Consider the following 13,631-nt stretch of genomic DNA (forward strand, 5'->3'; position numbering starts at 1 on the left):
CGCACTAATTAAAGTTTGTAAGACTTTATATTGATTAACTTCACTGCTTGTTTAGTTTTCAAGGTTCATGTTTTGTTGTTGTCGCAAAGTCACCTTAACGACTTACTTATTATATCATCATAACTTTAAGTTGTCAACAACTTTTTTTAACCGTTATAATTTTTTATTTGCGTCACTCATTAGCGACTTATATATAATAACAAATCCTTTGTCGTTTGTCAACAACTTTAAAATTTATTTTTATGTATAAATCATTTGCTGAATTAGCAACTCAATTAATATACCACTATCATTTACTGATTGCAAGCATTTATAAAAAAAAGATGTTAAGAATTACATTCTTAACATCTTTTCATCATTTAAGTTGTACTCTACGTATTCGCGCCTCTTTAAATAGATAAAAGTATTTACTCTCTGCTATTTTCTTTTGAGCAATCGTATCTAAACTAAAGTCATCGACAAGATTTTCTAATTGTTGAAGATTGTCGAGATCTTGTTTCGATTGTCTGATTAGATGAACGAGCTTAGCATCATACTCTTTACGTAATTTCTGTTTGTTATTAAAGAACATTATTTTGCCTCGCTTTATATTTCTCTTCTTCCCTCTATTGCCTTAGAAAGCGTCACTTCATCTGCATACTCTAAATCTCCACCAACAGGTAGACCATGCGCTATTCGTGTAGTCTTAATACCGGATGGTTTTACAAGTCGAGAAATATACATTGCGGTGGCTTCTCCTTCTATAGTAGGGTTTGTAGCTAATATCAATTCTTCAATTTCTGTATTTTGCAGTCGTTTAATAAGCGAAGGTACATTTATGTCTTCTGGACCAATACCATCCATTGGAGAGATAGCTCCTTGTAATACATGATACAAACCACTATAATCGCGCATTTTTTCCATTGCGACAACATCTTTTGTATCTTGCACAACACAGATAATTGATCGATCACGTGATAAATCCTGGCATATATTGCATGGGTCAATATCTGTTATGTGACCGCACACCGAACAGTATGATAAATCACGTTTCGCATCTACTAATGATTTAGCAAAAGTTAAGACAGTATCCTCTTCCATTGTTAATACAAAAAAAGCCAGGCGAGAGGCGGTTTTCGGGCCAATGCCTGGTAGTTTCATAAAACTATCGATTAATTTGGAAATAGGCTCTGGGTAATGCATAGTGATTTCCCCCTATAACCCCGGAATGTTTAATCCTTGTGTGAATTGACCCATTGTAGAGTTTGTTTTTTCATCCATTTTTTTAATTGCATCGTTTGTTGCAATGATAATCATATCTTGTAATAATTCAACATCATCTGGATCGACGATTTCAGGATTAATTACAACTTCTTTAATTTCTTTTTTACCTGTAATAATTACTTTCACTAGACCATTACTAGCTGTACCTTCAAAAACTTCAGTTTCTAACTCTGATTGAGCTTCCACCATTTTCTTTTGCATTTTTTGCATTTGTTTCATCATATTATTCATATTTCCCATACCGCGCATGTTGTTGTCCTCCTTTTATTTACGAACTTTTATTCTTCTATTTGAATAAAATCTTTACCAAATAACTTCTCTGCTTCAGATACCAATGGATCTTGCGAAGCTATTTGTTGTTCTTCTAACAACGATTGTACAGGCTCTTGAACATCATTTCCAGAGTTATCTACTGGTTTGGAATCGTCATGAGACTCTTTTCGATGTTTTGCCACAAATTCTGAACGTACCTTTTCCCAATCATTTTCAGGAATGAAGATCATTTCATACTGTTTCCCTGTAAGTCCTGCTAACAATTGAGTAAAGTGCTCGCTTAGATCTTTATTTTCTGCAGCCATTTGGCAAAGTATTTCATGTTTGAATTTTAACACAAAAGCATTGTCTGATGCGGCTACTGGCTCCGAATCAGCAAGTAGTGCTTCTTGAGACTTAGGCAATTGATTCATTGCATCGGCCCAAGCACCTTTAATAGTACCAATATCTGCACGCGTTGCGACTTTTAATACTTCGGATACACGCCCTGTTGGTACACGAAATGTAGATGTTGTTTTTGGTCTTGTTTTTGCTCTTTGTCCTTGTGGTGCTTGCTGTAACTGTTGACCACTTTGCATTTGATGTACAAGATTTTCAAGCATTTGTACTTTTGATTGTAGGTTTTGAAACTCTGGCATAGCATCGGTATTTGGCGTTATTGCGACTGCACTCATCGTATTTTGACGGATTGAACCTTGCAGCATTTTTAATAGCGCTGTTTCTAAGTATACTTTTGCATGAAGTGAATAACGCATTTCTTGTTGTGTTTTTGCCAAAGTATCAATATAGCTATATAAAGTTTCTAATGAGAAGTCGTTCGCCAATACTTGGAATTTATCTTCCGAGGAAGCCAACTCTAATAAATCGCCTAAATCAGGAGCAGTTTGTATTAAAAGTAAATCACGGAAAAATGTAATTAAATCTTCCGCTAAACGCACCGCATCTTTTCCTTCATCCATCAACTGATCTAAAAGATGTAAAACTTGTGCGACATCTTTTTTCTGTAGATGTTCTGCTAATTCATAAAAAATGTCTTGGCTAATAGACCCTGTCACAAATAAAGCATCTTCCAAACGTACTTCATCATCACTGAATGATACAACTTGATCCAACATGCTTAATGCATCGCGCATCCCGCCTGCAGCAGCTTGAGAAATAACTTTTAAAGCTTTTTCATCATAACTTCTATCTATATCATCTAATACCACTTTCATCCTCTCTACAATATCTATAGAAGAAAGACGTTTAAAATCAAAGCGTTGGCAACGTGAAATAATAGTTGCTGGTATTTTATGTGGCTCTGTAGTAGCCAAAATGAATTTCGCATGGGCTGGTGGTTCTTCTAATGTTTTCAGTAAGGCATTGAATGCACTAGTAGAAAGCATATGCACTTCATCGATAATATAAACTTTAAAGCGTGCACTCGCGGGTGCGAAACGAACTTTTTCAATAATATCTCTAATTTCTTCTACTCTTGAATTAGAGGCTGCATCGAATTCAATAACATCCGGATGGGCATTATCTGTAATACTTTTACATGTTGCACATTCATTACATGGTTCTTCTGCTGGTGCTTTTTCACAATTTAACGCCTTAGCAAAAATTTTCGCCGCACTGGTCTTCCCAGTACCACGTGGTCCAGAAAAAAGATAGGCATGCGTTGTTTTATCTGCAAGAAGTGCGTTTTGCAATGTGCGTTTCACATGCGTTTGGCCGGACATTTCCCTAAATAATTGGGGTCTATATACTCGATAAAATGCTTGATATGTCAACGTTTCAATCTCCTTTTCGCCGAGTTTTATTATTGTATATTATAACATAGTGCTACTATGTATTCTTCTTTATGCAACGACAATATTACCTAGAACAATAAAAAAACTCACTCGATAATCGAGTGAGTTTTGAATATACACATGAATACCGTGCACCTTTTTTTGACAGCCGAACATAAACGTTACTTTTGTCGTTAGCTCAGATTAGGCGATCCTGCGGCACATAAGTTTGACCACTTAATGCTGCTTCCTCTCGGACCTGACATGGTTCGTGGGAACTCATTGCGCAGGACCCAATCGTCAACACTACGTGCAAAAGGCTGCTCTACAATTCGGACAACCTAGAAAAGGAATTCAGTCTCGCTAAAGCGGATTGCGAGTTACAGGACACCGCTAATTTCCCACCTAGCACGGTAAATACTAGTTTACTAAGGTTCCGTAAAAAAATCAACCTAAAGCTACGAAGTATTTATATTCTACTATAGAAAAAACGTTTTTTTATTTTTCTATAATGTTTTTTCAAAAAACTATTGACCTAAAGTTATTGAGATGATAAAGTATTACTTGTCAGAAAGAAACAATATAATTTTATGGAGGAATACCCAAGTTTGGCTGAAGGGATCGGTCTTGAAAACCGACAGGCGAGTCAAATCGCGCGGGGGTTCGAATCCCTCTTCCTCTTCCATTTTTTCTTACTCGTTACGATTGCGTAACGATTTTTTTTTGGATTTTTTTAGATCTTGAGACAGAACAAAAATAGGATGTCTCCAATACGAATCATCAAATCAACTGAATGCGCAGAAAACTCCACAGGAACGCAGTGACGAGGCATTTGAAGAAATGTCCACGGAAAGCGTTTTTCGCAGCGGAAAGTGATTGAAATGAATAATCCCATATGATTTCGAAAAATCATATGGGATTTTCTCTGTTGAAAATACGTTTGTCTCTGGCTTTTTTATTTTAAACATCTTATTGTACAATCATTCAATTATATTTAAAGCAACGTAATACATACTAAAGTTTTTATATTGTCATTTTCAATCATAATAGGTTATTATAAATACACAATTACCTATCTGAAAGGTTGGTTATAACATGTCAAAACCATTATCTATTCCTAGACCACTTGTGCGTGTCAATCAGTGGACTATTTTATTGAGTGCTCTCTCAGCTTTGATTTTCCAATCACCCTGGCTTTTGGCTATCCCACTGACAGCAAATTTACTTGGTCTATTTTTTAATTTTAATCCATTTATGAAACTTGCTCGTTTATTTCTAAAGAAAAACCCCAGTGAATATATTCCTGAAGACATCACACAACAAAAATTCAATTCAATTATCGCCATATCTTGTTTAACTATTGGATTGATTGGTTTTATTACTGGTGTATCAATTATTGGTTATCTATTTACCACTATGGTCATTCTTGCTTCAGGCATTGCGATTCTAGGTTTTTGTATTGGCTGTTTTTTATTTTTCCAAATCAAACAATTTAAATATCGCATCAAAAAACAAGCAGTTTAATCATTTAAAAACCCGCAGAAAATTTAATTTTCTGCGGGTTTTTTATTCACCTTTACGTAGATGGTGTGCCTGTTCAATAAATTGTCCTACTCTTTCAACGATTACATCGATTGTTTCAGGATTATCCAATAAATCATAATCATTAATATCCAAACGCAATACAGGACATGCATTAAAATTATTAATCCAGTCTTCATAACGACCGTGCATTTCTTCCCAATAACTACGATCTGTTTGTTGTTCCATTGGACGTCCACGTTCTGCAATACGACCAATAATATCTTCAACAGAGCCTTCAATATAAATCAATAAATCCGGATGTGGAAAGTACGGTGTCATAACCATCGCATCAAAAAGATTCGTATATGTTTCATAGTCAATGGGTGTCATTGTTCCTTTATCATAGTGCATTTTCGCAAAAATACCTGTATCTTCATAAATAGATCGATCTTGAATAAAACCACCACCATATTCAAAAATACGTTTTTGCTCCTTGAAGCGCTCTGCTAAAAAATAAATTTGTAAATGAAAGCTCCATTTTTCAAAATCATCATAAAATTTATCTAAATAGGGATTCGAATCTACTTTTTCATAGGATGTACGAAAGTTCAAAGCATTCGCCAAAGCTTCTGTCATCGTTGATTTTCCAACACCAACAGTACCAGCGATCGTAATGACCGCATTGGCTGGTATATTATATTTTTCTCTTAAATTCATCTGTTCAAACTCCTTTTTTCGAGTGCATCCTTTACTTGCTGAAGAATCTTTTCTAAATCGTATGGATTATTCACAAAATCATGAACATTTCCATCAATACGTACAACAGGGATTTCCGGGTTTTCTTTTTCGAATCGTTCAATAAATTTTTGATAATCCACAACGAGTTGCTCCATATAGTCGCGTTTAATCATTTGTTCAAATTCACGACCACGCATTGCTATACGCTTCATTAAAGTATCAACAGAAGCATCTAAATAAATGACAATATTAGGTGTAACAATATCTTCGATTAAAATAGTATAGATCTTATCGTATTTATTGTATTCATTACTTTGCAAAGTACGTTTAGCGAAAATTAAATTTTTAAAAACATGATAATCTGCTACGACAGGTTTTTTATGATCAATTGCATCTCTTTTAATGTCTCTCAATTGTTTATATCGATTACATAGGAAAAACATTTCTGTTTGAAAACTCCACTCATCAATATCTTCATAAAACTTATTTAAAAATGGATTTTCATCAACTATTTCTTTTAATAATTCGAAGCCAAATACATCGGCTATTTTATGTGACAATGATGTCTTTCCAACACCAATGGGCCCTTCAACTGCTATAAATGGAACAGGCATCAAAAATCTCCCTTTCACGCTCATTTTTAATCAATGTTCTTTATTTTATCATATGCTGACATGGAGTAACACCCTTTCGCGTTGCTTCCAAAGCATGCTACACTATTGCTATAAGGAGCGTGTACTATGATTTTGACTGATGAAGAATACATGGCTATAGCTTTTGAAGAAGCACAAAAAGCTGCCGAAATAGGTGAGGTACCTATTGGCGCAATTATCGTTTATGAGGGCGAAGTGATTGCACGTGCACATAATTTACGTGAAGCAACACGCAATGCTGTCATGCATGCTGAATTGATGGCGATTCAGGAAGCTTGCACAATACAAAATCGTTGGCGTTTAGAAGATACAACTTTGTATGTCACATTGGAACCATGTCCTATGTGCGCTGGTGCCATCTTACAAAGTCGTATACCACGCGTTGTCTATGGTGCTCGTGATCATAAAGCGGGTAGTGTTCATTCACTTTATAATTTACTGAGTGACAATCGTCTCAACCATGAGTGTGACATAACAGAGGGTATTTTACAGCAGCAATGTAGCCAGTTATTAAGCGATTTTTTTAAAGCACTTCGCAATAGAAAAAAAGAAGAGAAACGGTTACGCAAATTAAAAGACTCACAGGAAGAATAAACTTCTGCGAGTCTTTTATTAGTTATACGTTCAAAACCCTTGGTAAGCTATGCAAAAAAGATTGTGATATCTGTAAAAAACTTCTGACTGCAAATGATTGATACATATTTTTCTTCGTAATCGTAACAAGTTCCCATGGTGCAGTATTATTTTCAAATGGAATGACGACCACCTGATCGTTTACTTGCTTATCATTGACGATTATTGGCAAAATGGAGATGCCTCTTTTTGAAGCAACAAGCTCTACCAATAAATTCCATTGCGAACTCTTATAAACAATATTTGGTGAAAAACCATTTTTCCTGCACAGTTCGACAATGACATTATGCAGTGCATAATTTTCAGCAATCATGACAAATTTTTCATTAGCTAACGCGGCTACCGTAAGTGATTTATGATGTGCTAATGGGTGATTTTTATCAACATATACGCCAAATTCTTCAGTCATAAATGGTGTGATATCGTATTTTTTTTCATCTACAGGTAACATAACAATGGCTAAATCCACCTTATCTGTATCCACAAACTGTAAAATTTCCTTGGCTTCATATTCCATGAGTTCCACTTCGATATCTGGGTATTCATGATGAAATAACTCCGAAATTCCCATGAAATATAACGCTGCCAGTAAAGGTGGCATACCTACTTTTAATTTACCACGTTGCGTGTTTTTCAAGTCATGAAGTTGATGTTGCATATCATCTATATTTCGAACAATTTTTAAAATTTGGTGATAGACGATATCTCCCGCATCTGTAAGTTCCAATAAGCGAGTAGAACGTCTAAGCAATTCTATATCCAATAAACTTTCTAATCTTTGAATACTTTTACTAAGTGATGGCTGAGACACAAAAGTTGCGACAGATGCCTTCGTGTAGCTACCATATTCAACAACCGCCACAAATGCCAACATATCTTTGATCTCCATAAGTGCCCTCCCATTTATTATTTTCTCTTGTAACACTATTCTCTAAAGAATGACGTTATACCTCTTTTTATATAATTAACGGTCTATTTACGTCTTTAAAAGATGAAAAAGATGAGGTCATTTAAATGACCTCATCTTTTCTACTTATTTTGCTGTAATAACTTCTAAGCCACCCATATATGGACGTAATACTTCTGGTACAACTACAGAACCATCTTCTTGTTGATAGTTTTCTAAAATTGCAGCAACTGTACGTCCAATTGCTAAACCAGAACCATTTAATGTATGAACATATTCAGGTTTTGCTCCAGCTTCACGACGGAAACGGATATTTGTACGACGGGCTTGAAAATCTTCAAAGTTTGAACATGAAGATATTTCACGATAAGTACCTTGTGCCGGGATCCATACTTCTAAATCGTATTTTTTAGCAGCTGTAAAACCAAGATCGCCTGTACACATTAATAATTTACGATATGGTAGGTTTAATTTTTGTAAAATTGCTTCTGCATGACCTGTCAATAACTCTAATTGCTCGTATGAATCTTCCGGTTTAACAAAGCGTACTAATTCGACTTTATTAAATTGATGCTGACGAATTAAGCCACGTGTATCGCGACCAGCAGAGCCGGCTTCAGAACGGAAACTTGCGCTAAATGCATTAAATGCTTGCGGTAATAAATCACCTGATAAAATTTCATCACGATAAAAATTCGTTACTGGCACTTCAGCAGTTGGAATGAGGAAATAATCTTCTTTTTCAATTAAAAAAGCATCCTCTTCAAATTTTGGTAATTGACCTGTGCCTGTTAGGCTTTCACGGTTTACCATATACGGTGGTAACATTTCTTCATAGCCATGTTTGTCAGCATGATAATCCATCATGAAATTCCATAGTGCACGTTCTAAACGAGCACCTGCTCCACGATAAAATACAAAACGACTACCGGCCACTTTACCCGCACGTTCAAAATCGATTAAATTTAAGTTTGTTCCTAAATCCCAATGCGCCTGTACTTCAAAATCAAATGTCGGAACAGTTCCCCATTTATATATTTCTTGATTATCTTCTTCTTCTGAACCAATCGGTACAGAATCATGTGGGATATTCGGTAAACGCATCATCATATACTTGAATTTTTCTTCTACCTCATTCAATTGAGCATCCAATGCCTTAATTTCATCACCTAGTTCACGCATTTGTAAAATTTCTGCATCCGCATTTTCTTTATTACGTTTTTTTTGAGCAATTGCTTCGGTTGCTTTATTACGCTCGGCTTTTAAGACCTCTGTTTTCGCGATTAATTCACGACGTTGCGTATCCCATTCCTCGAAATGATCAAAAGTCCCTAAATCTTCGTTACGATGGCTTAATTTTTCTTTTATTTCTTCATAATTTGCACGAACACGTTTAATGTCTAACATGTTGATTCCTCCAATTCGTTTTCGATAACTTAAAATCCTTTATAAATTTTGCAAAAAAAAGGCACAAAAAAGCCCTCAATCCCCTATGGAAAGGGACGAGAGCTACCCGCGTTGCCACCCTAATTGATTAGACACAAAAAGCCTAATCCGCTTTAATTTATAACGGCTTTATAAGCCGGCTACAGTCTACTATCTATTCGACTGAGCAACTCCAGGACGGATTCACAAGATACTTTATCAGCTTTCACCAAACGCCGACTCTCTATAAAAGCATTACTTTGCTACTACTTCCTATCATCGTAATAAATATTAATTTAATCATACTTTACAATAAATTCGATTGTTTCGCAAGTCGTTACTATTAAATTTCATCAATCCGATCCTTGAAAGTAATGAATATGTAAAAAATCAGCATCTAATATAGATGATGGATATATATTTATATATTATTTTTCATCGCTAATTCGTATTCTATATAATTTGTACTATGTGAATTGCCATGTCCAACACTCCCACTATTTAGTATAATAGGAATGATAAAGAAGAGAGACTCTGATAAAAATCCAATTAATAGTAGCAAGATCACAAGGAGTGATTCGATGGACATGCTCATGTTTCAATTAGAAAAAAATTCTTCTATTCCTCTTTATGAACAACTTTATAAGGAAATTAAAAAAAGTATTATAGAGGGCGTTATCCCTGTACATACAAAATTGCCCTCAAAAAGAAAATTAGCTGAGTTTTTAATGCTCAGTCAAACAACGATTGAATTAGCCTATGCTCAACTCGTTGCTGAAGGGTATATTATAGCAAAACCACGTATTGGTTATTTTGTAGAGGACGTGGAGGATTTAGCATATATTGAAACGAAAAAAGCAGTGATTTCTTCTATAAAAGAACCATCTCCTACCATTGAAATTGATTTCCACCCTGGTCATATTGATACAGCATCGTTTCCATTTACGATATGGAGAAAGTATGCAAAAGATGCCATAGATTTTCATGAAAAGGATTTGTTGTTAATTGGTTCTCCACAAGGTGAATTTTCATTGCGAGAAGAAATCGCTCATTATTTATATCAATCGCGTGGTATCCACTGCTCTCCAGAACAAATTGTCATTGGTTCTGGTACCGAACAATTACTACCGATGATGATGAAATTATTTGGCGATTATAATGTCTATGCAATAGAAAATCCAGGCTATAAATTAACACATCATATTTTCACTCAATACTACCAAAAAACAATAGCTATAGATGTTGATGAAGATGGTATAAATATACATGATTTAGAATGTACACAAGCAAATATTGCATATGTTACACCTTCTCATCAGTTCCCAACCGGTGCTGTATTATCCGCATCAAGGCGTGCCCAATTGCTTAATTGGGCTGCTGAAAAAGATAATCGCTTTATTATCGAAGATGATTATGATAGTGAATTCCGCTATGTTGGAAAACCAATTTCTTCTCTCCAAAGCATGGATCATCGTGAAACAGTTATTTATATAAGCACTTTTTCAAAATCTTTAATGCCCTCTCTACGTATTGCCTTTTTTGTTTTACCGCCACAACTTCTGACACGCTACAATGATTTATTTACTTACTATACATCGACGGTCCCACGATTTGAGCAGCATATTTTAGCTCAATTTATGAAGGATGGTCATTTCGCAAAACATTTAAATCGCATGCGGAAAATTTATCGCAAAAAAATCGAAAAATTAACATTAGCACTATCACATTATGCACCAACAGTAAAAATATCAGGTGAACAAGCAGGTATGCATATTGTCTTAACTGTCATTCACAGTCAATCTGCCAGTACCTTAGCAAAAATCGCTTTACAACAAGGTATTCGTATTGCACCAATCGATCATTATCGTATGACACCTAGCAATCTTGTAACACAGAAAAAAGATTTTTTACTCGGCTTTGGTGGCATTGATGAGCAGCTAATCATTCCTTCTATTCATCGCCTCATGAATGCTTGGCAAATTAGTCGTCAACAATAAAAAAGATTATGCGACAGCAGTAGCTGTTACATAATCTTTTTTATATTTACTACTCAATTTTATTATTGAAGAGAATAGTTTGGTGCCTCTTTTGTAATTTGAACATCATGTGGATGACTTTCACGTAAGCCAGCACCAGTCATACGAACAAATTGTGCATTGTCACGTAAATCAGCAAGATCTTTTGTACCGCAGTAACCCATACCTGCACGTACACCACCAACTAATTGGTGAATCGTATCTGATAAAGCGCCTTTATATGGTAAACGACCTTCGATACCTTCTGGAACTAATTTTTTGGCATCGTCTTGGAAATAGCGATCTTTTGAACCGTTTTCCATAGCTGATACAGAACCCATACCACGATATACTTTAAAGCGACGACCTTGGAAAATTTCAGTATCCCCTGGCGCTTCTGAAGTACCTGCTAGTAGTGAACCTAACATTACAACATGTCCACCAGCTGCTAAAGCTTTAATAATATCACCAGAATACTTAATACCACCATCAGCAATAATTGTTTTCCCTAGTTTACGGGCAACTGTAGCACAATCATATACTGCAGTAATTTGAGGAACACCTACACCAGCAACTACGCGTGTTGTACAAATTGACCCAGGACCAATCCCTACTTTAACAACATCAGCACCAGCATTGAATAAGGCTTCTGCTCCTTCACCTGTTGCAACATTACCAGCAATAATATCAAGGTCTGGGAATTTCGAACGAATATCTCTTACAGTATTCAGTACACCCTCAGAGTGGCCATGTGCTGTATCGATGACGATTACATCTACTTGTGCATTTACTAATTTTTCAATGCGTACCATAGTATCTTTTGTAACACCAACAGCTGCACCAACTAAAAGACGACCATGGCTATCTTTTGCTGCACTTGGATATTCCATAACCTTTTCAATATCTTTAATCGTGATTAAACCTTTTAATACACCCGCATCATCAACGATTGGTAATTTTTCAATTTTATATTGTTGAAGCATATTTTCAGCTTCAGCTAAAGTAGTACCTACAGGAGCTGTGATTAAATCTTTTTTTGTCATGACATCATCAATTAATAATGAGTAATCTTGTACAAAACGTAAATCACGGTTTGTAATAATACCTACTAATTTTAATTCAGTTTCATTATTTACGATAGGAACGCCAGAAATACGGTATTTGCCCATTAAATGTTCTGCATCAAACACTTGATGAGTTGGAGTTAAGAAGAAAGGATTTGTAATAACGCCATTTTCAGAGCGTTTAACTTTTTCAACTTGATCAGCTTGTTCTTCGATCGACATATTTTTATGCACGATTCCAAGTCCACCTTGACGAGCCATTGCAATAGCCATAGACGCTTCAGTTACAGTATCCATTCCCGCACTAATCATTGGAATATTTAATGTGATTTTCGAAGTTAACTTCACCGATAAATTTACTTCCTTCGGTAATACTTCAGAGTGTGCCGGTACTAATAATACATCATCAAATGTTAAGCCTTCTTTGGCAAATTTTGTTTCCCACATGTTCTGTAATTCCTCCTATTAAAAAATATATTACTTGTAAGATTAACAACGTAATCCACTACTGTCAAGAAGCTCGGAAATAAAAGAGTATTCCGATTTTTCCCATTATTAAAGGCGTAACAATGAGAACGCTTCCTTGTAGTTTTTACTTGTTTGTATTTAAACAGTGTACTGTAATTCATACATAATTACTAAAATAAAGACTTAAATAACATATATATAATGAATAATTATAATTATTTTATTACATACTGACACCTACGTATTTATCTTTATTTTTGAATTTTCTAGAATAGAGCATATGTAATATTTCGTACTTAGCATGCGCTCTAATGACTTTAAATTCATTTCAATAAATATCTACAGTATCCCTATTAAAACAGCTTCTAACACTTAATAACACGATTTATGATGGCTGTAAGATTGTTTAAATTATCTATATCAGATAAACTCTTTTTTTATAGGAGGCTATACTCAAAAATAACTCATTTTTTTAGCACAACCACTCTATTAATTTTTAATACGATTATTTTACAACTAATTCCTTCCTTTCAACAAAACAGAGAAAATAAAAGGATGTAATACACTATTTATCATCAAAAAAAAGAAACCACAACGTGGTTTCTTCATGTGCTTAGCCGTCCTACTCTCACTGGGAGAAAGTCATTGTTCACTGGAGCCGCGCATTTCTTCGTCAGCTTCCAGTCATTTGATCCTCACGTACTCATGTACGTTGCGTCCTCACTTCTGTCGCTTCCTCGAACTACTTGCTCCAGTAAATAATGGCATCTAAAAGGATGTAATACACTTATTTATCATCAAAAAAAAGAAACCACAACGTGGTTTCTTCATGTGCTTAGCGACGTCCTACTCTCACAGGGGGAAACCCCCAACTACCATCGGCGCTAAAGAGCTTA

12 protein-coding genes, 1 tRNA gene, 1 other RNA gene and 1 other annotated feature are annotated in these 13,631 nt (G+C 35.2%); of the genes, 4 read left to right on the forward strand and 10 right to left on the reverse strand.

Going from position 1 to position 13,631, the window contains the following annotated elements; all coding sequences use genetic code 11:
• Positions 1–355 precede the first annotated feature (355 nt).
• The 5 genes from DEX24_RS16240 to ffs form a co-directional block, all read right to left on the reverse strand.
• A complete protein-coding gene (locus DEX24_RS16240; RefSeq protein ID WP_109307435.1) occupies positions 356–571 on the reverse strand; it encodes a YaaL family protein in 216 nt (71 codons plus the stop codon).
• Between the two features lie 14 nt (positions 572–585).
• A complete protein-coding gene (gene recR / locus DEX24_RS16245; protein ID WP_109307436.1) occupies positions 586–1,182 on the reverse strand; it encodes a recombination mediator RecR in 597 nt (198 codons plus the stop codon).
• 12 nt (positions 1,183–1,194) lie between these two features.
• The gene (locus DEX24_RS16250) at positions 1,195–1,512 is read right to left on the reverse strand and encodes a YbaB/EbfC family nucleoid-associated protein (protein WP_109307437.1); all 318 of its coding nucleotides are present in this window, start codon (positions 1,510–1,512) and stop codon (positions 1,195–1,197) included.
• A 29-nt stretch (positions 1,513–1,541) separates the two neighbouring features.
• Positions 1,542–3,308: a DNA polymerase III subunit gamma/tau gene (gene dnaX, locus DEX24_RS16255; protein WP_109307438.1), complete on the reverse strand. Its 1,767-nt coding sequence runs from the start codon at positions 3,306–3,308 to the stop codon at positions 1,542–1,544.
• 148 nt (positions 3,309–3,456) lie between these two features.
• Positions 3,457–3,722: signal recognition particle sRNA large type (ffs, locus tag DEX24_RS16260), an RNA gene on the reverse strand.
• Between the two features lie 178 nt (positions 3,723–3,900).
• On the opposite strand from ffs, the gene DEX24_RS16265 reads away from it, so the two are divergent.
• Both DEX24_RS16265 and DEX24_RS16270 read left to right on the forward strand, forming a co-directional pair.
• Positions 3,901–3,993: transfer RNA gene (locus DEX24_RS16265), tRNA-Ser, on the forward strand.
• 410 nt (positions 3,994–4,403) lie between these two features.
• Positions 4,404–4,832, forward strand: a complete 429-nt coding sequence (locus DEX24_RS16270) for a DUF4395 domain-containing protein (RefSeq protein WP_109307439.1) — start codon at positions 4,404–4,406, stop codon at positions 4,830–4,832.
• Between the two features lie 42 nt (positions 4,833–4,874).
• On the opposite strand, the gene DEX24_RS16275 is transcribed toward DEX24_RS16270, so the two are convergent.
• Together DEX24_RS16275 and DEX24_RS16280 are read right to left on the reverse strand one after the other, a co-directional pair.
• Positions 4,875–5,549, reverse strand: coding sequence for a deoxynucleoside kinase (locus DEX24_RS16275; protein WP_109307440.1), 675 nt, complete (start codon positions 5,547–5,549; stop codon positions 4,875–4,877).
• Positions 5,546–6,184 carry a deoxynucleoside kinase gene (locus tag DEX24_RS16280; protein WP_109307441.1) on the reverse strand — a complete coding sequence of 213 codons (639 nt, stop codon included), beginning with the start codon at positions 6,182–6,184 and terminating at the stop codon, positions 5,546–5,548. Before DEX24_RS16280 ends, DEX24_RS16275 begins: the two co-directional genes overlap by 4 nt.
• A 126-nt stretch (positions 6,185–6,310) precedes the next feature.
• Here DEX24_RS16280 and tadA point away from each other — a divergent pair, with 126 nt between their 5' ends.
• Complete coding sequence (tadA, locus tag DEX24_RS16285; RefSeq protein ID WP_109307442.1) at positions 6,311–6,817, forward strand: tRNA adenosine(34) deaminase TadA; 507 nt, start codon at positions 6,311–6,313, stop codon at positions 6,815–6,817.
• A gap of 22 nt (positions 6,818–6,839) precedes the next feature.
• Here tadA and DEX24_RS16290 read toward each other — a convergent pair whose 3' ends face one another.
• Both DEX24_RS16290 and serS read right to left on the reverse strand, forming a co-directional pair.
• Positions 6,840–7,745 carry a LysR family transcriptional regulator gene (locus DEX24_RS16290; protein WP_109307443.1) on the reverse strand — a complete coding sequence of 302 codons (906 nt, stop codon included), beginning with the start codon at positions 7,743–7,745 and terminating at the stop codon, positions 6,840–6,842.
• Between the two features lie 144 nt (positions 7,746–7,889).
• Positions 7,890–9,170, reverse strand: coding sequence for a serine--tRNA ligase (gene serS / locus DEX24_RS16295; protein ID WP_109307444.1), 1,281 nt, complete (start codon positions 9,168–9,170; stop codon positions 7,890–7,892).
• An 88-nt stretch (positions 9,171–9,258) separates the two neighbouring features.
• Positions 9,259–9,477 (reverse strand) — a binding site (T-box leader).
• 292 nt (positions 9,478–9,769) lie between these two features.
• Between serS and pdxR the strand changes: the two genes are divergently transcribed.
• Positions 9,770–11,185, forward strand: a complete 1,416-nt coding sequence (gene pdxR, locus DEX24_RS16300) for a MocR-like pyridoxine biosynthesis transcription factor PdxR (protein ID WP_109307445.1) — start codon at positions 9,770–9,772, stop codon at positions 11,183–11,185.
• A 62-nt stretch (positions 11,186–11,247) separates the two neighbouring features.
• Here the strand turns inward: pdxR and guaB are convergent, their stop codons facing one another.
• Positions 11,248–12,714 (reverse strand): IMP dehydrogenase, encoded by a 1,467-nt coding sequence (guaB, locus tag DEX24_RS16305; RefSeq protein ID WP_109307446.1) that lies wholly within the window; start codon positions 12,712–12,714, stop codon positions 11,248–11,250.
• Between the last annotated feature and the right edge of the window lie 917 nt (positions 12,715–13,631).

The organism is Kurthia sibirica, from assembly GCF_003143975.1.
Classification (GTDB): Bacteria; Bacillota; Bacilli; order Bacillales_A; family Planococcaceae; genus Kurthia; species Kurthia sibirica.

Coding starts and splice junctions, on each gene's coding strand:
- DEX24_RS16240 (WP_109307435.1), bottom strand. CDS start 571: ATGTTCTTTAATAACAAACAGAAATTACGTAAAGAGTATGATGCTAAG.
- recR (WP_109307436.1), bottom strand. CDS start 1,182: ATGCATTACCCAGAGCCTATTTCCAAATTAATCGATAGTTTTATGAAA.
- DEX24_RS16250 (WP_109307437.1), bottom strand. CDS start 1,512: ATGCGCGGTATGGGAAATATGAATAATATGATGAAACAAATGCAAAAA.
- DEX24_RS16270 (WP_109307439.1), top strand. CDS start 4,404: ATGTCAAAACCATTATCTATTCCTAGACCACTTGTGCGTGTCAATCAG.
- DEX24_RS16275 (WP_109307440.1), bottom strand. CDS start 5,549: ATGAATTTAAGAGAAAAATATAATATACCAGCCAATGCGGTCATTACG.
- DEX24_RS16280 (WP_109307441.1), bottom strand. CDS start 6,184: ATGCCTGTTCCATTTATAGCAGTTGAAGGGCCCATTGGTGTTGGAAAG.
- tadA (WP_109307442.1), top strand. CDS start 6,311: ATGATTTTGACTGATGAAGAATACATGGCTATAGCTTTTGAAGAAGCA.
- DEX24_RS16290 (WP_109307443.1), bottom strand. CDS start 7,745: ATGGAGATCAAAGATATGTTGGCATTTGTGGCGGTTGTTGAATATGGT.
- serS (WP_109307444.1), bottom strand. CDS start 9,170: ATGTTAGACATTAAACGTGTTCGTGCAAATTATGAAGAAATAAAAGAA.
- pdxR (WP_109307445.1), top strand. CDS start 9,770: ATGGACATGCTCATGTTTCAATTAGAAAAAAATTCTTCTATTCCTCTT.
- guaB (WP_109307446.1), bottom strand. CDS start 12,714: ATGTGGGAAACAAAATTTGCCAAAGAAGGCTTAACATTTGATGATGTA.